General features: G+C 67.2%; 24 protein-coding genes and 1 riboswitch. Of the genes, 11 read left to right on the plus strand and 13 right to left on the minus strand.

The features are described from left to right. Positions 1 to 71: 71 nt before the first annotated feature. Positions 72 to 281, minus strand: a complete 210-nt coding sequence (locus AC1DNE_RS25335; RefSeq protein WP_441472153.1) for a cold-shock protein — start codon at positions 279 to 281, stop codon at positions 72 to 74. A gap of 284 nt (positions 282 to 565) precedes the next feature. Here AC1DNE_RS25335 and AC1DNE_RS25340 point away from each other — a divergent pair, with 284 nt between their 5' ends. Next, positions 566 to 1,252 carry a fumarylacetoacetate hydrolase family protein gene (locus tag AC1DNE_RS25340; protein ID WP_476765217.1) on the plus strand — a complete coding sequence of 229 codons (687 nt, stop codon included), beginning with the start codon at positions 566 to 568 and terminating at the stop codon, positions 1,250 to 1,252. 126 nt (positions 1,253 to 1,378) lie between these two features. Continuing rightward, a complete protein-coding gene (locus AC1DNE_RS25345) occupies positions 1,379 to 2,308 on the plus strand; it encodes a dihydrodipicolinate synthase family protein (RefSeq protein ID WP_441472151.1) in 930 nt (309 codons plus the stop codon). A 103-nt stretch (positions 2,309 to 2,411) separates the two neighbouring features. Here the strand turns inward: AC1DNE_RS25345 and AC1DNE_RS25350 are convergent, their stop codons facing one another. Continuing rightward, positions 2,412 to 2,891 carry a copper chaperone PCu(A)C gene (locus tag AC1DNE_RS25350; RefSeq protein ID WP_441472150.1) on the minus strand — a complete coding sequence of 160 codons (480 nt, stop codon included), beginning with the start codon at positions 2,889 to 2,891 and terminating at the stop codon, positions 2,412 to 2,414. Positions 2,892 to 2,999: 108 nt separating this feature from the next. Then, a complete protein-coding gene (locus AC1DNE_RS25355; RefSeq protein ID WP_441472149.1) occupies positions 3,000 to 3,377 on the minus strand; it encodes a hypothetical protein in 378 nt (125 codons plus the stop codon). A 417-nt stretch (positions 3,378 to 3,794) separates the two neighbouring features. On the opposite strand from AC1DNE_RS25355, the gene AC1DNE_RS25360 reads away from it, so the two are divergent. The 5 genes from AC1DNE_RS25360 to AC1DNE_RS25380 are packed head-to-tail and all read left to right on the plus strand — an operon-like array spanning position 3,795 to position 6,835. Further along, positions 3,795 to 4,043 carry a hypothetical protein gene (locus tag AC1DNE_RS25360; RefSeq protein ID WP_441472148.1) on the plus strand — a complete coding sequence of 83 codons (249 nt, stop codon included), beginning with the start codon at positions 3,795 to 3,797 and terminating at the stop codon, positions 4,041 to 4,043. A 7-nt stretch (positions 4,044 to 4,050) separates the two neighbouring features. Next, the gene (locus tag AC1DNE_RS25365) at positions 4,051 to 4,224 is read left to right on the plus strand and encodes a hypothetical protein (RefSeq protein WP_441472147.1); all 174 of its coding nucleotides are present in this window, start codon (positions 4,051 to 4,053) and stop codon (positions 4,222 to 4,224) included. A 7-nt stretch (positions 4,225 to 4,231) separates the two neighbouring features. After that, positions 4,232 to 5,338, plus strand: coding sequence for a methionine ABC transporter ATP-binding protein (locus tag AC1DNE_RS25370; RefSeq protein WP_441472146.1), 1,107 nt, complete (start codon positions 4,232 to 4,234; stop codon positions 5,336 to 5,338). Continuing rightward, entirely contained in the window at positions 5,328 to 5,993 is a 666-nt protein-coding gene (locus tag AC1DNE_RS25375; RefSeq protein WP_149131599.1) for a methionine ABC transporter permease, read from the plus strand. Before AC1DNE_RS25370 ends, AC1DNE_RS25375 begins: the two co-directional genes overlap by 11 nt. 41 nt (positions 5,994 to 6,034) lie before the next feature. After that, positions 6,035 to 6,835 carry a MetQ/NlpA family ABC transporter substrate-binding protein gene (locus tag AC1DNE_RS25380; protein ID WP_441472145.1) on the plus strand — a complete coding sequence of 267 codons (801 nt, stop codon included), beginning with the start codon at positions 6,035 to 6,037 and terminating at the stop codon, positions 6,833 to 6,835. Positions 6,836 to 7,024: 189 nt separating this feature from the next. Here AC1DNE_RS25380 and AC1DNE_RS25385 read toward each other — a convergent pair whose 3' ends face one another. Continuing rightward, a complete protein-coding gene (locus AC1DNE_RS25385) occupies positions 7,025 to 9,226 on the minus strand; it encodes an esterase-like activity of phytase family protein (RefSeq protein WP_476765215.1) in 2,202 nt (733 codons plus the stop codon). A 68-nt stretch (positions 9,227 to 9,294) separates the two neighbouring features. Continuing rightward, positions 9,295 to 9,729, minus strand: coding sequence for a hypothetical protein (locus AC1DNE_RS25390; RefSeq protein WP_441472143.1), 435 nt, complete (start codon positions 9,727 to 9,729; stop codon positions 9,295 to 9,297). A 131-nt stretch (positions 9,730 to 9,860) separates the two neighbouring features. Here AC1DNE_RS25390 and AC1DNE_RS25395 point away from each other — a divergent pair, with 131 nt between their 5' ends. Both AC1DNE_RS25395 and AC1DNE_RS25400 read left to right on the plus strand, forming a co-directional pair. After that, a complete protein-coding gene (locus tag AC1DNE_RS25395) occupies positions 9,861 to 10,682 on the plus strand; it encodes a helix-turn-helix domain-containing protein (RefSeq protein ID WP_441472402.1) in 822 nt (273 codons plus the stop codon). A gap of 80 nt (positions 10,683 to 10,762) precedes the next feature. Next, a complete protein-coding gene (locus tag AC1DNE_RS25400) occupies positions 10,763 to 10,954 on the plus strand; it encodes a CsbD family protein (protein ID WP_441472142.1) in 192 nt (63 codons plus the stop codon). A gap of 65 nt (positions 10,955 to 11,019) precedes the next feature. On the opposite strand, the gene dnaJ is transcribed toward AC1DNE_RS25400, so the two are convergent. Then, on the minus strand, positions 11,020 to 12,153 hold the full coding sequence (gene dnaJ, locus AC1DNE_RS25405; RefSeq protein ID WP_441472141.1) for a molecular chaperone DnaJ: 1,134 nt from the start codon (positions 12,151 to 12,153) through the stop codon (positions 11,020 to 11,022). 154 nt (positions 12,154 to 12,307) lie between these two features. After that, a complete protein-coding gene (dnaK, locus tag AC1DNE_RS25410; RefSeq protein ID WP_441472140.1) occupies positions 12,308 to 14,227 on the minus strand; it encodes a molecular chaperone DnaK in 1,920 nt (639 codons plus the stop codon). 319 nt (positions 14,228 to 14,546) lie between these two features. Between dnaK and AC1DNE_RS25415 the strand changes: the two genes are divergently transcribed. Continuing rightward, the gene (locus AC1DNE_RS25415) at positions 14,547 to 15,425 is read left to right on the plus strand and encodes a hypothetical protein (RefSeq protein ID WP_441472139.1); all 879 of its coding nucleotides are present in this window, start codon (positions 14,547 to 14,549) and stop codon (positions 15,423 to 15,425) included. 170 nt (positions 15,426 to 15,595) lie between these two features. Continuing rightward, positions 15,596 to 16,696, plus strand: a complete 1,101-nt coding sequence (locus AC1DNE_RS25420; RefSeq protein ID WP_476765214.1) for a linear amide C-N hydrolase — start codon at positions 15,596 to 15,598, stop codon at positions 16,694 to 16,696. A gap of 106 nt (positions 16,697 to 16,802) precedes the next feature. Here AC1DNE_RS25420 and AC1DNE_RS25425 read toward each other — a convergent pair whose 3' ends face one another. From AC1DNE_RS25425 to AC1DNE_RS25450, 6 genes are all read right to left on the minus strand, one after another. Next, entirely contained in the window at positions 16,803 to 17,801 is a 999-nt protein-coding gene (locus AC1DNE_RS25425; RefSeq protein ID WP_441472137.1) for a SphA family protein, read from the minus strand. A gap of 104 nt (positions 17,802 to 17,905) precedes the next feature. Next, positions 17,906 to 18,649, minus strand: a complete 744-nt coding sequence (locus AC1DNE_RS25430; RefSeq protein ID WP_441472136.1) for a hydroxyethylthiazole kinase — start codon at positions 18,647 to 18,649, stop codon at positions 17,906 to 17,908. Positions 18,650 to 18,654: 5 nt separating this feature from the next. Beyond that, the gene (gene thiC / locus AC1DNE_RS25435) at positions 18,655 to 20,532 is read right to left on the minus strand and encodes a phosphomethylpyrimidine synthase ThiC (RefSeq protein WP_441472135.1); all 1,878 of its coding nucleotides are present in this window, start codon (positions 20,530 to 20,532) and stop codon (positions 18,655 to 18,657) included. Positions 20,533 to 20,611: 79 nt separating this feature from the next. Then, positions 20,612 to 20,716, minus strand: a riboswitch (TPP riboswitch). A gap of 69 nt (positions 20,717 to 20,785) precedes the next feature. After that, complete coding sequence (locus AC1DNE_RS25440; protein WP_441472134.1) at positions 20,786 to 20,983, minus strand: hypothetical protein; 198 nt, start codon at positions 20,981 to 20,983, stop codon at positions 20,786 to 20,788. Positions 20,984 to 21,027: 44 nt separating this feature from the next. Continuing rightward, entirely contained in the window at positions 21,028 to 21,312 is a 285-nt protein-coding gene (locus AC1DNE_RS25445; RefSeq protein ID WP_441472133.1) for a hypothetical protein, read from the minus strand. A gap of 111 nt (positions 21,313 to 21,423) precedes the next feature. Next, entirely contained in the window at positions 21,424 to 22,497 is a 1,074-nt protein-coding gene (locus AC1DNE_RS25450; RefSeq protein ID WP_441472132.1) for an OmpA family protein, read from the minus strand. Positions 22,498 to 23,122: the final 625 nt, after the last annotated feature.

Raw genomic sequence — 23,122 nt, forward strand, 5'->3', positions numbered from 1 at the left:
TCGTGAGCGAAAGAGGTTCGCCGTGGCTCGGGAACAGCGCCGCCGTCGCCGTCCCGCTGTCGCTGCCTGCCCTACGCGACCTTCAGATTCACCGCAGCGCTCTTGCCGGTCTTGCGATCAGGTTCGAGGTCGTAGCTGATCTTCTGGCCTTCGTTCAGGCCACGCAGCCCCGCGCGCGTCACTGCGCTGACGTGCACGAAGATGTCGCCGCCGCCCTCGTCGGGCGTAATGAAGCCGTAGCCCTTGGTCTCGTTGAACCATTTCACGGTTCCCGTACTCACATGCCGCTCCTTCCTTGACGCCTGCCGGACCCGCCCGGCTAGGCAGTGTAGGAGGCAAATCGCGGTGGTTGCAATGACGCGCCGCACAAAACCCTTCCGCGCATGCGAAGACCGGGCCGCAATGCCGCCTGCGCAGGCCCGGTGGCGGTGCAAAGCCGCTTGCGGTCGACGCGTCGCTCCCGCATGAACGGCCCAAGCAAGCGCTGGAGCATTGCGCAAAAAAGTGGGTGCCGGTTTTTTGCAGCAGCAGTGCTCTAAACTTTGAGGACCGAGGGAGCTGCCCGATGAGCAATTATGTGATCGATCCGCCGGCCGCCGTGGCCGTTCCGGTCGCGGGAGGCGGTTCCTTCCCCGTGCGGCGCGTTTTCTGCGTCGGCCGTAATTACGCCGAGCACACCCGCGAGATGGGAGGCGACCCTGATCGCGAGGAGCCGTTCTTCTTCACCAAGCCGGCCGATGCGCTGCTGACCAACGGCGCCGACATGCCTTATCCGACGAAGACCAAGGATCTCCATCATGAGATGGAACTGGTCGTCGCAATCGGCACCGGCGGCAAGGACATCCCGGAATCCGAGGCGCTCGCCCATATCTACGGCTATGCCGCCGGGCTCGACATGACCCGTCGCGACCTGCAGAACGCGGCGAAGAAGACCGGGCGGCCGTGGGACATGTCGAAGGGCTTCGACCTCTCCGGGCCGATCGGAGAGATCGTGCCGGCGAGCCAGGCCGGCCATCCGAGCGCCGGCAAGATCGAACTCACCGTCAACGGCGCCGTGCGCCAGAGCTCCGACCTCGCCAAGCAGATCTGGAACGTCGAGGAGACGATCTCCTATCTCTCGGGCCTGGTCGAGCTCAGGCCCGGCGACCTGATCTTCACCGGCACGCCTGAAGGCGTCGCTGCCGTCGGCAAGGGCGACGTTCTCGAAGGCGAAATCGCCGGCGTCGGCACCGTCCGCACCCGTATCGTCTGAGGCGTCATTCTCGGGCTTGCCCCGAGAATCTCATGACCAGCCGCGCTGGTTTCCGAGATGGTCGGGTCAAGCCCGACCATGACGAGGGTCCAGCCTTCCTCCCCGACAAGACCGAGAGCAGAAACCATGCGCCTGACATCCGACGCCAGCGGCGTCTTCCCGATCGCGCCGACTCCGTTCAACCCGGACGGCAGCATCGACTGGACCTCGGCCGACCGGCTCTTCGAGTTCTACCACGGCATCGGCTCCGACGGCGTCACCGTGCTCGGCATCATGGGCGAGGCGCCCAAGCTCGAGCCCGAGGAGTCGGTCGGCCTCGTCAAGCGCGCGGTCGCGAAGATGGGCGGCAAGCCGATCATCGTCGGCGTCTCCGCGCCCGGCTTCGCGGCGATGCGCTCGCTCGCCGGGCAAGTGATGGATCTCGGCGCCGGCGGGGTAATGATCGCGCCGCCGCCGAGCCTGCGCACCGACGACCAGATCACCGGCTATTATGCCCAGGCGGTCGAGGCCATCGGCTCGGACATCCCCTTCGTCATCCAGGACTATCCGCTGACGCTCTCGGTGGTGATGACGCCGGCGGTGATCCGCAAGATCGTCCAGGACAACCCGTCCTGCGTGATGCTGAAGCACGAGGACTGGCCCGGCCTTGAGAAGATCTCGACGCTGCGCAAGTTCCAGGCGGAAGGGTCGCTGCGGCCGATCTCGATCGTGACCGGCAATGGTGGTCTCTTCCTCGATTTCGAGATGGAGCGCGGGGCAGACGGCGCCAATACCGGCTATGCCTTCCCCGAGTTGCTGATCGACGTGGTGCGCCTGCAGAAGGCCGGCAAGCGCGACGAGGCCCATGACATCTTCGACGCGCATCTGCCGCTGCTGCGCTACGAGCAGCAGCAGGGCGTCGGCCTCGCCGTGCGCAAATACACGATGATGAAGCGCGGCATCCTCACCCACGACGCCCAGCGCAAGCCGGGCGCGGCGCTGAGCGCGGCTGCCAAGACCGAGGTCGACTACCTGCTGGCGCGGCTTGCGAAGCACGACCCGCGCGCGAAGGTCTGATCGGCCAGAACGTCATTCTCGGGCGCCGCGCAGCGGTGACCCGAGAATCGCCGGCAAGAGATGCTCGGGTCAAAGACCGGGCAGGACGCACGAGAATCCGGGCTCAGTGGCCCTTGTGCTCACCCTCGCCGCCCTTGGCGGCGATCGAATCCACCTTGAACTCGACATCGACGGTGCCGGCCTTCTCGAAGGTCAGCGTGCCCTTCATCATCTCGCCCTGCTTCAGCGGCTGCTTCAGCTCCATGAACATGATGTGGTAGCCGCCGGGCTTGAACTCGACCTTGGCGCCGGCCGGGACCTCCACGCCCTGCTCCAGCGGGCGCATGGTCATGATGCCGTCCTTCACCGCCATTTCGTGGACTTCGGCGCGGGCCGCGAACGGTACGGAGACCGAAACCAGCCGATCGGGCGTGGTTCCCGTATTCTCGATGCTGAGATAACCGCCGCCGACCTTGGCGCCGGCCGGAGTCGCGCGCGACCAGGGATGGCCGATCTTGAGCGGGCCCGCCTTGAACTCATGGGCGGCAGCGATGCTGGCGGAAAGCGCGAGCACGGCCGCGGCGAGCGAAAGGGAAAGCTTCATAATGGATATCCTGAACGGACGGGCCGCTGACGCAGCCTCATGAGAAGGTGCCGTCGCTCCTCGGGAGCGGACAGGCCGGAATTCGATGTGAATGGACAGGCGGAGGTTTCAGCCGGCCGGCGGAGCGCGCGACCGCGCGAGCCCGGTTGCGAACCGATGCGGCAGCCCCGCGGCGAGCGACATAGGCGAGGCCAGGCGGACGGCCAACCGCACCGGCGCGGGCGTATCCTCCACCGGAGCGCCGGCGAGGACAGGATTGAGCGGACAGCCCTTGCAATGGGCGAGATCGCTGGCCGGGGCCGGCGCACCTTCCTCGGGCACCGGGGCGCCGGAGCAGAGGATGGCGCCGTCCCTTGCCGTGAAGGCCGCCAGGGCCGGAGCCGGCGCAAGCGCCAAGGCCAGCACGCAAAGCGCATAGGCTGTCGCCAGCCAAGCTCCGAGCCCGGAGCGGCGAAGGCGATCGAGAAGGGCGGCGCGAGCCTGCATGGCGGCAGATGGCGCCGCTTCCCCGGCTTCGTCAAGCCGCGCATTGCCGCATCATTGGCGGAGCGCAAAGAGCGTCTGGAGAATATTATTCTCCGACGTATAGTTTCTTTAAAAGAACAGACCGGTTGACAAAGAGGACGATCCCCGCCAGATTGCGAACGTTCCCGGAGCGATCCGGGCACCGCGGAGATTTGAGCGAGCAGCTTGCGCCGCGTCACCAAACGCTAAAGCGCCACGACCGGGTCGTGGGCTCCAGATTGAGGAGACTGACATGGCCGTTGCCAAAGCAAGCCGAAGCCCGATCCGCTTCCGCCCGACCCTCTGCTGCTGTCGACGCTGAGATCGCAAGGGCCGCAAGGCCGTTTCCATCCGATCGTTTCGACGAACACGCCGCAAGATGCGGCGAAAGGCAGAGCCATGTCCCCGCTTCATTCCGCCTCCAGCCGGCCCCGCCCGGCACTGCAAGCCTATGTCATCGAAATCGGCGAGGATCAGGTCGGCCTCGTCAGCCGCCGCACCGACGAGCGCGACTTCACCTTCATCGCCGCCTCCTCGGCTTTCCGGGCCCTGGACGGGCAACGCTTCGCCACGCCCGGCGCGGCAGAGAACGCCGCGCGCCGGCTTGCCCGGCCGCGCCGCCACGGCCCGCTGCGGCTGGCCTCGTGAGGCAGTGATGCAAATCCTGTCATCCCTCTGGAACGCCGCCGCAGCCTGGTTCAACCGGGCCGTGCCAGCGGCCTTCGACCCGCTCGACGCGACAAGCGCGGACGACCGGCGCCGCTCGATCCACGACCTGACCATCGAGCAGCTCGGCATCGCCCACTGGTCCTGCCACACCCATTTCTGAGGACATGATGAACGCCCCCGTCAGCCCCGGCGCGTTGAGCGCCGGCGCCTTGCCCATCGCCATTGCAGAGCCAGCCATCCGCTTCGAGCAGGTCGGCAAGACCTTTGCGGCGCGCAGCGGCCAGCAGGCCGTGAGCGCGCTCGCCGGCATCGATCTCGACGTGCCCGCCGGCAGCATCCTCGGCGTGATCGGTCGCTCCGGCGCCGGCAAGTCGACGCTGATCCGCCTCGTCAACGGGCTGGAGCGCGCCACGGCGGGCCGCATCCTGATCGAGGGCAAGGAGGTCACGAACCTCACCGAGGCGGGCTGGCGCGCGCAGCGCCGCCGCATCGGCATGATCTTCCAGCACTTCAACCTGCTGTCCTCGCGCACGGTCTTCGACAACGTCGCGCTACCACTGGAGATCGCCGGCACGCCGCGCGCCGAGATCACCGCGAAGGTCGAGCGGCTGCTCAAGCTCGTCGGCCTCGCCGACAAGACCGCGCGTTATCCGGCGGAACTCTCGGGCGGGCAGAAACAGCGCGTCGGCATCGCCCGCGCGCTCGCCACCGATCCCAAGGTACTGCTCTGCGACGAGGCGACCTCGGCGCTCGACCCGGAGACGACCCGTTCGATCCTGGCGTTGCTGAAGCAGGTCAATCGCGAGCTCGGCATCACCATCCTGCTGATCACCCACGAGATCCCCGTCATCAAGGAGATCTGCGACCGTGTCGCGGTGATCGAGGACGGGCGCATTGTCGAGCAGGGCGAAACCTTCTCCGTCTTCACCAACCCGCAGCACCCGACGACGGCACGCTTCGTCGAGGCGGTGACCGGCGTCGAGGTGCCCGAGCATCTCGCCGGCCGCATCCGCACGCAGGCTCGCCCGGGCGACAACCTGGTGCTGCGCATCACCTTCATCGGCGAGAACGCCACCGCCCCGGTGATCAGCCGGCTGAGCGCGGTCGTAGGCGTCGACGTCAACATCCTGGCCGGGCGGATCGACGCCATCGCAGGCCAGCCCTTCGGCAGCCTGCTCGTCAGCGTGCCCTCGCGCGCGCCGGAAAGCGACGCCGTGCTCGGCGCGCTGAAGGGCCTCGGACTCAAGGCGGAGGTCATCGGCCATGTCTCCTGAACTCATCCGCCTGATCTGGCAGTCGACGCTGGACACACTCGCCATGGTGGCCGTCTCGGCCGGCATCGGCACGCTGCTGGGGCTGCCGCTCGGCGTCTTCCTGGCCACCAGCAAGCGCGGCGAGCTTTTTGCGGCGCCCGCGGCCAACGCCCTGCTCGGCGTGCTGGTCAACGCTACCCGCTCGACGCCCTTCATCATCCTCGTCGTCGCGATCATCCCCTTCACCCGGCTGCTCGCCGGCACCTCGATCGGCACCGCAGCCGCCATCGTGCCGCTGACCGTCGCAGCGACGCCCTTCATCGCCCGTCTGATCGAAGGCGCGGTGCGCGAGGTCGACCAGGGGCTGGTCGAGGCCGCGCGCGCCATGGGCGCCACGCCCGTCCAGATCGTCCGCAAGGTGCTGGTACCCGAGGCGCTGCCTGCCATCGTGCTCGGCCTCACCCTCGCCGTGGTCAGCCTGATCGGCTTCTCGGCCATGGTCGGCGCGGTCGGCGGTGGCGGACTCGGCGACCTCGGCATCCGCTACGGCTACCAGCGTTTCATGCCCGACGTGATGGCGACCGTCGTCGCCGTGCTCATCGTCCTCGTCCAGCTCGTGCAGAGCTTCGGCGACCGCCTCGCGCGCCGCCTCAACAAGCGCCTGCGCCACGCCTGACCCGTCATTTCTTCTGCTTCACATCGAAGGAAACCACTATCATGACGACCTCTTTCAGCCGCCGCGCCGCTCTCGTCGCCGGCTTCTCCCTGGCGCTCGCCGCCGGCCCGGCCTTCGCCCAGCAGAACCAGGTGATCCGCATCGGCGCGACGCCCGGCCCGCATGCCGAGATCCTCGAGAAGGTGAAGCCGCTCGCGGCGCAGAAGGGCCTGGATCTCAAGATCACCGAGTTTTCCGACTATGTCGTGCCCAATCAGGCGCTCGATGCCGGCGAGCTGGAGGCCAACTCCTTCCAGCACGAGCCCTATCTCGACAACCAGGTGAAGGACCGCGGCTACAAGATCGTCAAGGCCGGCCTCACCGTGAACTTCCCGATCGGCATCTACTCGTCGAAGTACAAGAGCTGGGCCGAGATTCCGGACGGCGCCACCATCGCCATCCCGAACGACCCGACCAATGGCGGGCGCGTGCTGCTGCTGCTGCAGGACAAGGGCGTAATCAAGCTCAAGGACGGCGTCGGCTTCAAGCCGACCGTCGCCGACATCACCGCCAACCCGAAGAAGTTCAAGATCATCGAGCTCGAGGCCGCCCAGACGCCGCGCTCGCTGGCCGATGTCGCCGCCGCGGCGATCAACACCAACTACGCTGTCGACGCCAAGATCGACCCGGCCTCCGCCATCCTGCGCGAGGACGCCAAGGGCCCCTATGTCAACCTGATCGTGGTCCGTGCCGCCGACAAGGACAAGCCCTGGGTCAAGACGCTGGTGGATGTCTATCACAGCCCGGAGATCAAGAGCTTCATCGCCGAGCGCTACAAGGGCGCCGTCCTCGCCGGCTGGTGACCATTTCCTCCCACCTGGCTCTCCAGTCATATGGCCAGGCGCCTTGCCCCGGATGCACCGCATCCGGGGCTTTTCTTTTTATCGCGTCATGGCCGGGCTTGACCCGACCATCTCGGAAACCAGCGTGCTCTGGTCATGAGATTCTCGCGTCTGCGCTTCGCTTCGCCCGAGAATGACGCGGGCGGTTCGTCAGTTGCCGATCTTGCCGAAGGCGAAGAACTGGGTCTCGCCGGAAGAGTCGTCGACGCCGTCATTGTCGGTGACGACGAAGAGGTGCCCGGCCTTGTCGACCGCCATGCCCTCGACCTTGTCGAGGCCGTAGCCGCCGGCCTTCATCAGATCGGGCGTCAGGTCGCGCAGCAGGGTCTTCTCGACGGTCGGGATTTCCGCCGCGCCGATCGCGGCGGGCTTCAGGCCCTTCATCGAGAAGGTCTGGAGCGTCTTCACAGCCTTGGCGCCGAAGCCGTTGTCGCGCTCGATCACGGCGAAGCGATCATCGCCAAGGGCAACCAGCTCGGAGAGGCCCATCCAGAAGCCGGCAGCCGGCTGGGACAGCGGATAGTGCAGTACACCCCATTCCTTGGTCGCCGGCTTGTAGGAGAGGATCTTGGTCCTGCCCTTGGGGTCGTCCTTCCACTCGCGCTGCACGGCAAGCGAGACCGTCTCGTCGGCGCCCGTGCCTGTCACAGCCACGCCCTCGAAGCCGAAGCGGACCGCATGCTTCGCCAGAGCTTCCGGCAGGACGATCTCCTCCTCAACCTCGCCCTTGGCCGAGACGCGCAGCAGGATATCGGCGAGCGGTGCGTCCTTCTTCTCGGGATTGCCCTCGGAAGCCAGCCAGAAGCCGCCGCCCTCGCGCGTCGCGATGCCTTCGAGATCGTAGGAGGCGGGCTTGCCGTCCTTGGTCACGGTGATCGCGCCGGTGATGCGGGCCGGCTTCTGCGTCGCGTCGATCTGAAGGATGCGCGAGGGCGCATAGGCGCTGTCGGTGATCGAGAAGAGCTTGCCTGGCGCGGTCCGATCGGCGGCCAGACCGGAGAGCGCGCCCCAGCCGATCGGCAGGCCGTTCTCGTCCTCGGACTGGATGGTCGGGTAGATAGCCGCCTGCTCGGAGCGGCGATAGATCATCACGGCCGAACGCGCCCCGCCCTTCTCGCCGGCATCGGTTTCCGAGGCGGAAACGAAAAGGTCGCGCTGCGGGATTGCAAGCAGTCCCTCCGGGCCGATGCCGGTCGGCAGCGCCTGCAGGAAGCGCGGCGCCTTGCCGGCACCCTCGTCCTTGTAGACCAGCACCAGCGAGGCGCGCTCCAGCCCGACGAAGATCAGCCGGTCATTGCCGTAGGTCGCGACCTCGATGCCCTCGGGCTCGCTGCCCTTGGCGGCGGAGCGCTTCTCGGGATAATGGCCGAGCCGCATGGCGAGGTGGTCGACATCCGAGCCGGAATCGAACTCGACCGTCCCATCCTTCCGAAAGATCGTGAAGCCGCGTGAGCCGCCCTTCCAGTCGCCCTCATTGGCGGTGACGAAGCGGTCATTGTCGATCCAGCGCACGGCGTCGGGCTCACGCGCGACGCCCTTCAGCTCCTCTGTCGGGCTGATCTTGCCGTCGCGGGTCTTGTCGATGTTCTTCAGATCGACCGAGCCGGCCGAGAAATGGGTCACCACCTTGCCGGTCTTCGAATCGACGATGATGAGGTGGTTGTTCTCCTGCAGCGTCACCACGACGAGTCCGTCCTGATTGACGTCGACGAATTCCGGCTCCGGATCGGTCGGCTCGACGGTGGCGAGGCCGGTCAGATCGACGACCTGGCGGGTGGCGCAGTCGATGGCGCCATCCTTGATGCCGATCAGGGTCAGGTTGCCGGCGGGGAGTTGCGGCAGGGCGCCCTTGTTGAGCTTCTCGTCGCGCTCGTTCTCGATCGCGATGGCGATCCTGCCCTTGTCCTTGGTGAGCGTCACCGAGTCGGGCTGGCCACCGAGATCGCATTTCGCCACGACCTGTTTGGTCTTGAGGTCGACGGTGGCGAGATGGCCGGCCGGCTCCTTGAAATTGTCGCCGGAGGTGACGACGGCGACGAAGGCCTTGTCACCGAGGATCGTCACGGACGTGGACTCGCCTTCAAGCGGCACGAAGCCCGCGGGCTTCGGGTTGGCCGGATCGGCGATGTCGATGATGCCGAGCGCCTTTTGCTCGGCATCGGTATAGGCGAGCAGCATACCGTCCTCGCTAGCCGCGATGATCTCGGAGACGGTCTTCTTGGCGGGATCGCGGTCGGTCGGCAGGTTCTGCGGCACCGAGAAGGTGGCGATGCGGTTGAACAGCGGCTCCGCGCCGGCGGTGCCGGCGAGGAGCAGGGAGGCGAGAGCCGCGAGGACGAGAGGCTGGCGCATGGAACAGACCCGCTGACGGAAAAGGATATCCGCGGCTAGAGAGCCCATGCGACAGCCGCGTGACAATCTCAGCGCAGGCCCGCGCCATCCATGCCCAGCAGGGCTTCGGCCTGCACCGGCGAGCGCCGGAAACCGATCATCTCCAGCTCGGTGACGACGGCGACGGCCACAGCCTGGGCGAGCACGAAAGCGATGCCGAGCCCGGTCGGCGCGAACCAGCCGAGCAACAGGATCGCGATGCTCTCGACAATCCAGAGCAGGTTGACGCCGATGATCGCATAGACGGCGAGGCGCGGCAGGAGCCTGCGGCTGGCGAGGAAGCCCAGCAGCACCGCGCAAGGCAGCAGCACGGCCCCCGCGCCGAGCAGGAAACCTTCCGGCAGGCCGAGCGGACCGGCGAGCGGACCGGCGGCGGTGGCGAGCAGGAGGCCCATGCCGGCACAGGCGGCGGCATCGAGCGCAAGAGCGTTACGCAGCAGAGGCGAGGACTGGATGAGCGACATGACATTCTCCTTGCGGCTTGCCGGGCGGTCAGCCCGTTGTCGATGCCGGAGATGCTGCCGCTTTCTGGGAGAGGCGTCGATTAAGCGGGAGGTAATTGGAACGGCCGGCGGGGATCGCTAGCTTGGCTGCCATGAACACGCATCACGCCCCATCCATCGGCGCCCTGCTCCGTGACTGGCGCCAGCTTCGCCGCTTCAGCCAGCTCGACCTCGCGCTCGAAGCCGAGATCTCTCAGAAGCATCTGAGCTTCATCGAAAGCGGCCGCTCGCGCCCGAGCCGGGAGATGGTGCTGCTGCTCGCCGAGCATCTGGCCGTGCCGCTGCGCGAGCGCAATGCGCTGCTGTTCGCCGCGGGCTATGCGCCGATCTATCTGGCGCGCTCGCTGGAAGACCCGTCGCTGAAGGCGGCGAAGGGCGCGATCGACCTCATCCTCAGGGGGCACGAGCCCTATCCGGCGCTCGCGGTCGACCGGCACTGGACGCTGCTCGCCGCCAATGGTGCGGTGACCCGGCTGCTCGGCCTCGTCGCCGACGCCGAGTTGCTGCGGCCGCCGGTGAATGTGCTGCGCCTGTCGCTGCATCCGGACGGGCTCGCTCCGTTCATCGCCAATCTCGGCGAATGGCGGGCCCATCTGCTCGCCCGGCTGCGCCAGCAGGTGCGGGCGACGGCGGATGGCACTCTGGGCGCCCTGCTGAACGAGCTTTCGGAATACCCCTATCCGGCCGAGGCGAAGAAGGCGCGCCATGATGCCGAGATGGAAGCCGGTATCGTCGTGCCGATGCAGTTGCGGCTCGGGGATGTAGTGCTGTCGCTGATCTCGACGACGACGGTGTTCGGCACCCCGGTCGACATCACGCTGTCCGAACTCGCCCTGGAAACCTTCTTCCCAGCCGACGCCGAAACGGCCGAGGCGCTGCGGGCGCTCGCGGCGAACGGCAGCGGAACGGCGTGATCGCCCGGAACCTTTCCGCCCAGGCTCCGTTCCTTATGCGACGCGACGGATGTCGCACCAGGACCAGAAGGAGCTTCGCTATGGGCAGCACGACCGACAAGATCAAGGGCATGGCCAACGAGGCCGCCGGCAACGTCAAGCAGGCCGCCGGCAAGGCGCTCGACAAGCCCGACCTCCAGGCCGAGGGCAAGGCCCAGGAAATGAAGGGCGAGGCCCAGCAGGCAATCGGCAAGGGCAAGGACGCCGTCAAGAAGGCCGTCGACAAGATCTGAGGCTTCGGTCTCAAAAGCAAAGGGCCGCCGAAAGGCGGCCCTTTTCATGTTTGCCTACGTGCGGCTCAGGCCGTGCCGCCGAGCCCGCCCAGGAAATCCTTGACCCGGCCGAAGAAGCCGGCCGTCTCGGGGTGGTTATTGTGCGAGCTCTCGCGCTCGAACTCCTCCAGGAGCTCGCGCTGGCGCGCTGTGAGCTTCTGCGGCGTCTCGACCACGACCTGGATGTAGAGATCGCCGACGTCGCGCGAGCGCAACACGCTCATGCCCTTGCCCTTCAGGCGGAACTGCTTGCCGGTCTGGGTACCCTCGGGAATCTTCACCCGCGCCTGCTCGCCCGAGAGCGTCGGCACCTCGATCTCGCCGCCGAGCGCCGCCGACACCAGGCCGATCGGCACGCGGCAGAACAGGTCCGCGCCGTCGCGCTGGAAGATCGCGTGCGGCTTGATCGAGAGGAAGATGTAGAGATCGCCCGCGGGCCCGCCGCGCAGACCAGCCTCGCCTTCGCCGGCAAGCCGGATGCGGGTGCCGTCCTCGACACCAGCCGGAATATTGACCGAAAGCGTCCGCTCGCGCGTGACGCGGCCGGCGCCCTGGCAGTTCTTGCAGGGATCGTCGATGATCTCGCCGCGGCCGGAACAGGTCGGGCAAGTCCGCTCGACCGAGAAGAAGCCCTGATTGGCGCGGACGCGGCCATGGCCGCCGCAGGTCGGGCACTGCCGCGACTTCGAGCCGGGCTTGGCGCCGGTGCCCGAGCAAGCCTCGCAGGAAACCGAGGTCGGCACGCGGATCGAGGCGTTCTTGCCGGTGAAGGCCTCTTCCAGCCCGATCTCGAGATTGTAGCGCAGATCGGCGCCGCGCTCGCGGCCATTGGCACTGCGTGGGCCACCCCGCCTCGCATCGCCGAAGAAGGAATCGAAGATGTCCGACATGAAGTCGGAGAAATCGGCGTTGCCGCCTGGGCCGCCGCCGCCATTCTCGAAGGCCTGGTGGCCGAAGCGGTCATAGGCGGCGCGCTTCTGGCCGTCGGAGAGGACCTGATAGGCCTCGTTGATTTCCTTGAACTTGATCTCGGCTTCCTTGTCGCCGGGATTCTTGTCCGGGTGATGCTGCATCGCGAGCTTGCGGAACGAGCCCTTGAGCTCGACTTCGGTCACGGTCCGGCTGACGCCGAGGATCTCGTAGTAATCGCGCTTCGACATCGATCGAACAGCCCCTTCGCCTCCCATGCGTCATGGCCGGGCTCGACCCGGCCATCTCCGGCAGGAAGGCGCTTCCTTCTTCGCGACGCCTTCTCGGGAACGAGATGGCCGGGTCAAGCCCGGCCATGACGTTCCCGAGGAAGGCGGGCGCGGGTTACGCGCTCTTCTTCTTGTCGTCCGAGACGTCCTTGAAGTCGGCGTCGATGACGTCGTCCTTCTTGGCGTCTGCCGCCGCTTCGCCTTCGGCCGCGGCGCCATTCGTCTCGGCCTGGCTGGCGGCATACATCGCCTCGCCGAGCTTCATGGAGGCCTGCATCAGCTCGTTGGTGCGAGCCTGGATGGCCTCGGCGTCCTCGCCGGTGAGCGCGGTCTTCAGCGCCTCGACCGCGGTCTCGATCGCCGACTTGTCGGCCTCGGTGACCTTGTCGCCATAGTCCTTCAGCGACTTCTCGGTCGAGTGAACGAGGCTCTCGCCCTGGTTCTTGGCCTCGACCAGCTCGCGGCGCTTCTTGTCCTCGGCCGCATTGGCCTCGGCGTCCTTCACCATCTTCTGGATGTCGGCCTCGCTGAGGCCGCCCGAAGCCTGGATCTTGATCTGCTGCTCCTTGTTGGTGGCCTTGTCCTTCGCCGTCACCGAAACGATGCCGTTGGCGTCGATGTCGAAGGTCACCTCGATCTGCGGCATGCCGCGCGGGGCCGGCGGAATGCCCATCAGGTCGAACTGGCCGAGCAGCTTGTTGTCGGCCGCCATCTCGCGCTCGCCCTGGAAGACCCGGATCGTCACCGCGTTCTGGTTGTCCTCGGCGGTGGAGAAGACCTGGCTCTTCTTGGTCGGGATCGTGGTGTTGCGGTCGATCAGGCGCGTAAAGACACCGCCAAGCGTCTCGATGCCGAGCGACAGCGGGGTCACGTCGAGCAGCAGCACGTCCTTGACGTCGCCCTGGAGCACGCCGGCCTGGATCGCAGCGCCGATGGCGACGACTTCGTCAGGGTTGACGCCCTTGTGCGGCTCCTTGCCGAAGAACTGCTTCACGACCTCCTGCACCTTCGGCATGCGGGTCATGCCGCCGACGAGGACCACCTCGTCGATCTGGCCCGCCGAGAGGCCGGCATCCTTGAGCGCCTTCTTGCAGGGCTCGATGGTGCGCTGGATCAGATCGTCGACCAGGCTCTCGAACTTGGCGCGCGAAAGCTTGATGGCGAGGTGCTTCGGACCCGAGGCATCCGCCGTGATGTAGGGCAGGTTGATCTCGGTCTGCGAGGCGCTCGATAGTTCGATCTTGGCCTTCTCGGCCGCTTCCTTCAGGCGCTGGAGAGCGAGCTTGTCCTTCTTCAGGTCGATGCCCTGCTCGCGCTTGAACTCGTCCGCGAGGTACTCGACCAGGCGCATGTCGAAATCCTCGCCGCCGAGGAAGGTGTCGCCGTTGGTCGACTTCACCTCGAACACGCCATCGCCGATCTCGAGGATCGAGACGTCGAAGGTGCCGCCGCCGAGGTCATAGACCGCGATGGTGCCGGCCTGCTTCTTGTCGAGGCCATAGGCGAGCGCTGCCGCCGTCGGCTCGTTGATGATTCTGAGCACCTCGAGGCCGGCGATCTTGCCGGCATCCTTCGTCGCCTGGCGCTGGGCGTCGTTGAAATAGGCGGGAACCGTGATGACGGCCTGGGTGACGGGCTGGCCAAGATAGGCCTCCGCCGTCTCCTTCATCTTGGTGAGCGTGAAGGCCGAGATCTGCGACGGCGAATAATCCTTGCCGTCGGCGGACACCCAGGCATCTCCGTTCGAGGCCTTCGTGATCTTGTAGGGGACCAGCTTGAGGTCCTTCTGCGTCATCGGGTCGTCGTAGGTGCGGCCGATGAGGCGCTTGATCGCGAAGAAAGTGCGCTCCGGATTGGTGACGGCCTGGCGCTTCGCAGGCTGGCCGACAAGGCGCTCGCCGTCATCCGTGATGGCGACGATTGAGGGCGTGGTGCGCGCGCCCTCGGAATTCTCGATGACCTTGGGCGTCGAGCCTTCCATCACTGCAACGCAGCTGTTGGTCGTGCCGAGGTCGATACCAATGACTTTACCCATGGATGGGATCCCTTTCGATTGAGCAGATCGCCGACCTGCGACGCATTCACGCCGCCTGCCGGCCCATGGACCGGGCCGCCCCCGCTTCAGCGGCGAACGAACCGGCATTCCACGTTTGACGGTGGTTAAACCGCCCCTTGGCGGCGTATATAGTGAGGGTGTTCCTACCCTTGCAAGACAGGCGAGCCGATTAAGAATCGGGGATTGTGGGGTTTTGGGCTGCACCGGCGCTTTCCGCCGCGACTGTGTCCTTGCGGCCCTTGCGCCCGCTCGCACCTGCCTTCATGCAGGAAGGCCGTTCCGTTTGCGCATGGACACCATGAGCCGATCGACGCGCATCGCCCTTTCTCTGGCGGCTATCTCAGCCGCAATGACGGCGCTCGCGCAGGCGCAGCCCCTGCAATTGCCGGGCGCGCAGCCGTTCAATGCGCCGGGCACGCAGCAGGGCGCCCCCTCGCAGCCCGGCACGCCCGCCGCGCCGCGCCCGCCGAGCATGCCTGCGATCAAGATCCCGACCGAGGAGGGAATCCTCGGCAGGCCCCTTCACCGGAACGGCCATCACGGCGAGGCGACTTTCACGAAAATCGCCAGCGGCTTTGGGATGAAGCTCGACCTCGACGGCTTCCAGCCTGTCAATCTCGTCGAGCCCTGCTCCGTTTCCTTCGGCGATGCGCCCGTCCCGGTCACGGCGCTCGGGCGCCCGGCCGGGGTGCCGCGCTACCGGCTGGAAGCGCCGATCTGCCCGATCGTCTTCGATGTGCTCGATGGCGCCGTCCTCGTCGTGGAACCGAGCGAACCCTGCGTCGTCGAGGCAGCCCAATGCCGGATCGATCCGCGTGGCCTGTGGGGGCCGGACGCGCGGACGATCGCCGCGCAGGCGAAAGAGATCGAACGGGCGCGCGGCGCCGCCGAGCGCGCCGTCCGCGAGGGCTACCGGACCCTGACGGCCAAGTCGGACGCCGTCGAGCAGCGCTCGATCGCCCGCGAGCAGGCGGGATTCTCCTCCGAGCGCGAAACCATCTGCCGCGATTTCCAGCGCGAGGGCCAGATGGGCTTCTGTGCTGCCCGGATCACGGAAGCACGCGCCGCCGCGCTACGCGTCCGGCTCGGCCTCAGCGCCGACCCCAAGCCTGCCGCCAAGCCGAAGCCGCGCCCGGCGCCAAAGCCCGCGCCGCTCTCGCTCACGCCGACGCAGTAGAAGGCTGGCGGACCTCTCCCGCGGCCCCCGGCGCCCCCTGCGATTAAGGCTGCGTTCACTACCTTTTCCGGCTTCCTCGCCGGCCGCACAAGGCAGCGCGCATCTTTACGATTGCTCCGGGACTGGCTGCTTACAAGCCGGAGCACACTGCTTTTGGGGGACCGAATAGAATGCGCCTTTTTGATTGGGGATTTGCAAGGAAAGGTCTGGCGGCAGTGCTCGCCGGCCTGCTCGCCAGCGCCGCGCCGGCCCAGGCCTGCACGAACATTCTGATGATCGCCGCCGACGGCACGCCGGTTTACGGCCGCACCCTCGAATATGCGCTCCAGACACCGTCCGACGTCGTCGTGGTCCCGCGGAACTATGCCTTCGTCGGGACCCGTCCCGCCAACATGCCGGCCCCCAAGTGGAACACGCGTTATGCTTTCGTCGGCGTGATGAGCTTCGGCCAGCCTTTCGTCTCCGACGGCATGAACGAGAAGGGGCTCGCCGGCGGTGCCCTGTATTTCCCGGACTTCGTGGGCTACACGCCGGTGGCGCAAGCCGATCCGAACACTGCGCTCGCGCCCTGGGAATTCCTGAGCTGGGTCCTGTCGAACTTCGCCACGGTCGCGGAGGTCAAGGAAGCCCTCAACAAGGCCGTGATCGTCGACCTTCCGGCGCCGATCGTGAATTTCACACTACCGTTCCACTTCCCGATTCACGATGCGACAGGCGCCTCGATCGTGATCGAGCCCGTGGACGGCAAGCTGAAAGTCTATGACAATCCGCTCGGCGTGCTGACGAATTCTCCGACCTTCGACTGGCACCTCAACAATATCCGCAACTACGTCAAGATTTCGCCGGTCTCGGCCGATCCGCTCAAGATCGGCGGCACGACGTTCGAACCCTTCGGACAGGGGTCCGGACTGCTCGGCATCCCCGGTGATCCGACGCCGCCGTCGCGCTTCATCCGCGCGCTCGGCTACGTCGCCTCGGCGAAGCAGGCTCCCGATGGTCCGCAGGCGGTGCGTCTCGTCGAGCACATCATGAACAACTTCGACATCCCCGTCGGCTTCATCAACTCGGCGGCGAAGGGCGGAGAGCTCGAGTATACGCAGTGGACCTCGGTCGCAGATCTGCGGGCCAAGAAGTACTACATCAAGAGCTATCAGGATCAGGTCCTGCGCATGGTCGACCTGACCAGCTTCGACCTCGACGCCAAGGCACTTCAGGTTGCACCGTTCAAACCGAACCCGGTGCCTCCGGCGCTTCAATTCGCGAAGCCGTAAGCTCAAAGCCGCCCCCGCTCACTCCGTGAGATCGGGGGCGGCTCTTCCCTGGATCATCAACCGACCGGCCCAATGGGCCAAAGCCCGCGCCCGATCGGCCCCGTCGTCAGGGCGAGACCGTCAGCGGCAGCGAGACCGTAAGCAGGCCGACGGTTCCACGCGCGCGGTTCTCGACGGCAAACTCGCGCAGGACCTTGATGCGAGTCGATATCGGCGTCTTTCCGACCGTGAAATTGTAGGCGAGCGTGCCGCCGAGCGCCGTCACGCGCCCCTTGTAGGGACCGAGCTGTGCGCCGGACCCGCTATCGCCGGTGACCTGCTGATAGTGATAGCCGATCACGCCGGCGGAAAGCGCGCTGGTCAACGCCTTCGAGGCGGCCCATTCCAGGTGGAACTCGGTGCCCGTCCGGTAATCAGTGGCCGGATTGGTGCCGTTGAACGTCACGCCGGCGACACCGGACAGATCGACACCGGTTTCCGGATCGAACCAGGTGAGGGCACCGGACAGGTCCGTTGCCCAGCGGTGGAAGGCAAGATTGGCGAGTTCGCCGTTGCGGTACTCGCCCGCCGGTGCGTTCACCATGACGGTCGCGTTCCAATGGAACTTGCCGGCATGCCAGCCGAGCATCGTCGAGAACACGGGATCGCCGACCATCGTCGCATTGTCGCGCACATTGGAGCCGATCAGGCGGTTCGTTCGTGGCGAATCGTATTCGACACCGGCCCCGACCCTGACGCGGCCGACAGGCAGGGTGGCTCCAAACGCGAGATTGCCGCCGGCGATCTCCCAGGGAGTCACCCACGTGCCGCTCAGGAAATCGGCCCGTGCCTGGCTGCGCACATCGGCGACGAAGCGGCCGCCGGAAGGCAGGGACTTCCGGGCATCGAGCTTCGCGTCGTAGCTATAGGTATCACTCTCGAAATAGACCCCGGGCGGCGGCAGGTAACCCGCCATCGGGCCGCGACCGCCAAGCAGGTAGAAGCCCGTGCCGTTCTCGGCCGCGCGCGCATCTCCCTGAGCCCCGAAAACACCGGCAACAAGGCCGAGCGCCATCACGCCGAACCGGACTGGCCGGCGCGATTCGCAGGCTTGGTTAGTCATCATGTCGTCTATCGCCCCCCGGCGCGGTCGCCGCCAGCCGGGCGAATCAGCTGGGCGAGCCTAGAGCGCTTGCGGGCGGCGGTGAATCCCCAATCGGCCTTGTCCCACTAGCGTCGGGCGCGCGCCATTCGGGCTTGCAGCGATCGCTCATCCAGCGTCGCAACCGCATCGATCAGCTCGACCGCGAAGCTGCCAGGGCCATGGCAGCGCTCGGCCGCGATTTCGCCCGCAATGCCATAGGCCGTCAGCGCGGCTCCGGCCGCGATCACCGGGTCTGGTTCGACCGCAAGACAGGCTGCGGCCAGCGCGCTCGAAGCGCAGCCGAGCCCGGTCACGCGGCTCATCAGCGGATGCCCGAAGGCAACAGAGAGCTTTCCGGAAGGCCCGTCGATCATGTCGACAGCCCCTGTCGTCGCGCGCGTGACCCCGGAGGACTGTTCAAGCAGTCCGGCCAACGCCGCCATCTCGACCGCATTGCCGCGCACGACGACGCCCGGTAGCCGCAACACCTCCCCGGCCAGCTTCAACCGGAGTGGCGACAGCTCGACGAAGACAGGGTCGAGCACGAGCGGGATGCCGCCGTCCCGCGCCGCAGCAAGGAGCTTCGGGATGGCGCGCTCGCCCTCCGGACTGATCGTCCCGAGATTGATCAGGATCGCGCCGGCACCGGCTGCAACAGCCGCAACCTCCTCGGGATGACCAGCCATCGAGGGCACGGCTCCGAAGGCGAGCAGCATGTTGGCGGTGACGTTCTGCGCCACCGTATTGGTCAGGCAATGGACGCGCGGGCGGCGCTCGGCCACCCGCGCGAGGATCGACGCGACCTGGGCCGCGTCGAGGCTGTCGTTCATACCGCTCATTCGGCCGCAGGTAGATAGATGCTGCCGCCCTTGTCGAGGAATTCCTTCGACTTGGCGGCCATGCCTTCGTCGGCCAAAGCCTCCAGTGCCTTGCGTTCGTTTTCACCCATCGCCTGCACCTCGGCGCGCAGATCCTGCGTGATCTTCATCGAGCAGAATTTCGGCCCGCACATCGAGCAGAAATGGGCGACCTTGTGGGCGTCCTTCGGCAGGGTCTCGTCATGGAACTCGCGCGCCGTGTCGGGGTCGAGCGCGAGGTTGAACTGGTCCTCCCAGCGGAAGTCGAAACGGGCACGGGAGACCGCGTCGTCCCGGATCTTCGCCGCCGGATGGCCCTTGGCGAGGTCGGCGGCATGGGCCGCGATCCGATAGGTGATGACGCCGGTCTTGACGTCGTCGCGGTTCGGCAGCCCGAGATGCTCCTTCGGCGTGACGTAGCAGAGCATGGCGCAGCCATACCAGCCGATCATCGCAGCCCCGATGCCGGAGGTGATGTGGTCATAGCCCGGCGCGATGTCGGTGGTCAGCGGTCCGAGCGTGTAGAACGGCGCCTCGCCGCATTCGCGCAGCTGCTTGTCCATGTTCTCCTTGATCTTGTGCATCGGCACATGGCCGGGGCCCTCGATCATCACCTGGCAGCCCTTGTCCCAGGCGACCTTGGTCAGCTCGCCGAGCGTCTCGAGTTCTGCGAACTGAGCCCGGTCGTTGGCGTCGGCGATCGAGCCGGGGCGCAGGCCGTCGCCGAGCGAGAACGAGACGTCATATTTGCGCATGATCTCGCAGATCTCGTCGAAGCGCTCGTAGAGGAAGCTCTCGCGGTGATGCGCCAGGCACCAGCGCGCCATGATCGAGCCGCCGCGCGAGACGATGCCGGTGACGCGGTTGGCGGTCAGCGGGACGTAAGGAAGCCGCACGCCGGCATGGATGGTGAAATAGTCGACGCCCTGCTCGGCCTGCTCGATCAGCGTGTCCTTGAACACCTCCCAATCGAGCTTGATCGGATCGCCGCCGACCTTCTCCAACGCCTGATAGATCGGCACGGTGCCGATCGGCACCGGCGAATTGCGCAGGATCCAGGAGCGGATGTTGTGGATGTTGCGGCCGGTGGAGAGGTCCATCACCGTGTCGGCGCCCCAGCGGATCGCCCAGACCAGCTTCTCGACCTCCTCGGCCGCGCCGGAGGTGACGGCGGAGTTGCCGATATTGGCGTTGATCTTGACCAGGAAGTTGCGGCCGATCGCCATCGGCTCCAGCTCGGGGTGGTTGATGTTGGCCGGGATGATCGCGCGCCCGCGGGCGATCTCGTCGCGGACGAATTCGGGCGTCACGAATTCCGGCACGCTGGCACCGAAGCTCTCGCCATCGGCATGCCGCTCCCGCGCGCCTTCCAGCATGGCGGCACGACCGAGATTCTCGCGATGGGCGACATAGATCATCTCGGGCGTGATGATGCCCGCCTTCGCGAACTCGTACTGCGTCGTCATCTGGCCCGGCTTCGCCTCGAGGATCGGGCGCTGCGCCGGGCAGGCGGGCACGAGCTGCGCTTCGCTGATATGGCCGTTGTCGGCAGCGGTGACGGCCCGGCCGGGCACGGTCTGGAAGCCGCGGGCATCGAGCCAGGCCCGGCGCGGCTGCGTCAGCCCGGCGTTGAGGTCGATTTTCGCCTCGGTCTCGGTATAGGGGCCGGAGGGATCATAGATGCGCACCGGCGGCTCGGCATCGGTGGTCAGCACGACCTCGCGGAACGGCACGCGCATTTCGGGATGTTCGGGGGCTGCGACATAAATCTTGCGCGAGCCGATGATCGGGCCGGTCGTCACGCTTTGCGGCGCGGTTTTGACGCTGTTCTTCTGGGGTTTGATATGGGCATTCATGGGGATCTCCTCCTTGGTACAGGTCAGGAGATCCGGCGTCGAAGCGGTTCAGTCGCTGTCTGCGGGCAAGGCTTTGCGCCCTGCGATCGCGTTCCAGTCCCTCCGCCGGTATGACCCGGATCAGGTTCGACGGGTTCGGCTTCGGAAGCCATCTCAGCCCTTGCGGGCACCCCTCGGAACGGTACGGAGGTTAGGCGCAGCGAGGCCGCTTGGCAACGGGTGATGCGGCAGACGATCAGAAGGCGGGAATTCTTCAGGCGGAGCGGTCGACAAGGGCGCCCTGCCCGGCCGGGAGCATCGCCTTGCTCTGGTCGACGCTCTGCTGGAGCATGGTGACGAGGCTATGATCGGCCTGCGCGTTCTGTTTGATCATCTCGGCGGACAGCGCCTGCTGCGTCGAGGCGGCCTGCATCGTGACGATGCTGCGGGCAAGGGAGACGGCGTCGCTCATGCCGGCGACGCTAATGCGCCCGCCTTGCCAAATCCTGAACGGCCTCAGGGCCTGATGATCGACGGCACCGCACGCGGCATCGGCAGGTCGCGACCGGGCTGCGGCGGGCCAGCCTGTGCTCCGTCATCGCGCTGTTCACGCCTGTCGGCGCGCGGCGGCGCGGCCCGTTCGCCGGCCGGCGGCCGCACGGCCCCATCTGCCCGGGGCCTCACCGGCACGCCAGGAGCACGCTGTTTCACGGCGGGAGGAACATTCTGAGCCGATGCCGGAAACGGCGCGAAGTAACCCGCGAGCATCAGGCCTGCCATCGCCAGAGCGGACATCTTCATGGCTGCATCTCCCATCGGCTCTCCCTGCGGAAGAGGAACCGCCACGGGCGTGCGGGGGTTCCTCGCGCGCCGCAAAGAACGGGGCTGCCCATGGAGCAGCCCCGTGCGGGATCAGCGGTTCTGACCGGTCAGCAGCGGCGTGATGCGCCGCAGCGTCACGCGCCGATTCTCGCGCGCGGCGTCCTGGGTCTGAACCTTCAGATACTGCTCGCCATAGCCCTGGGTGGTCAGGTTTTCAGGCGGGATCTGGAAGTCGCGCGTCAGGATCTCGGCGACCGACTGGGCCCGGCGATCCGAGAGCGAGAGATTGTCGACATCGGAGCCGACGGCATCGGTATGCCCCTCGACGAGGAAGACCTCGTTCGGCGAGCTCTGCAGGGCCCGCCGGACCGAATCCGCGATCACGGCCAGACGCTGACCCTGGTCCGGCGAAACCTGCCAGGAACCGGTGTCGAAGTTGATCGTATCGATATCGACGCTGCGCATGCGGGCACGCAGATCCGGCGAGTAGCGGACCTCGTCGAGCGTGTAGCGGCGCGGGATCGCGGCGATCGGCGGCGCCATGATCGTCTCGTAGATCAGTGCCTCGTCGGCCTGGTCGGCATCGACGATATAGCGCTCGCGGGGGATCGGCAGCGGCGGCGGCGGCAGCACGACGACATCATCGGCGAAGCGCCCGGGACGGTCACGCAAGGTGTTGTCGATGATCACCACCTCACGGTCGTCGCGATCGATGCGGATACGGCGGATCAGGCGGCCCTCCTCATCGGTGACGGTGACGATACGCGTGCCGTCGGGACGCTCGAACACGGTCCGCATCTCGCCGTCGCGGCGCTCGGAGCGGCCTTGCCAGCCGAGATCGCGGAAGCGCTGGTCCTCGTCGCGGCGGATGATGGCGCGTCCATCGTCGTCGCGGATGATGGTGCGGCCAGGCTCGCGGATGACGGTGACATCACCTTCGCGCCGTTCCTCGCGCCGCGCCCGGATATCGTCGAAGCGCTGCGCTCCCTGAACGGCCATGATGCCGCCGATCGCGCCGACCCCGAGACCGATCGCCCCGGCCACACCCGGCGAGATTCCGCCGCGACGGCCTTCGCGCTGTGGCGGCTGAGTGGGGAAGACGCCGCCGGCCGGCGGCTGCGCCGGCGCCATGCCGGGCTGGGTCGGTGCGACACCGGGTTGCACCGGCGCCGAGGCGCCAGGAACCGCGGCGGGAGGCGCGCCCGGAGCGGGGCGACCGGGCTGAGCGGGCACCGCTCCTGCAGGCGGCGTGGCAGGGGGCGGGGGCGAAGGCGGAGAGGCAGCGCCGGGTTGCGCCGGGGCTGGGACGACGGGAGCCGCGGCCGGAGGCGTTGCCGGGCGCAGCGGCTGCGCCGGAGCTGCGCCGGCCGGCGGTACCGGAACTGCGGCGCCCGGCTGAGCCGGAACGCCGGGAGCAACAGCAGGCGGCGTCGCCGGGCGCGGCTGCCCGGCCGGGACCGTGGGAGCCGTGCCAGGCTGCGGCGCTGCGCCCGGCGGGCGCTGGAACGGAGCAGCCGACGGAGGGACGGCCGGCCCTCCGCGCGGAACCACGGAGGGTGGCGCGCCGGCGCCGGGCTGAACCGATGTGCCGGGAGCAGCGGAAGGTGGCGCCCCGGGCGGGCGAGGCTGCCCTGCGGGAGCCGAGGGAGCCACACCCGGCTGCGGTGCAGCCGCCGGAGGACGCGCTTGAGGCGGAGCAGCGGAGGGCGGAACAGCCGGGCCGCCGCGCGGCACGACCGAAGGCGGCGAGYCGGGCTGGGCCGGAGCCGGCGGCGGAGCGGCCTGCGGG

It is taken from the genome of Allobosea sp. 05L423 (genome assembly GCF_056397745.1).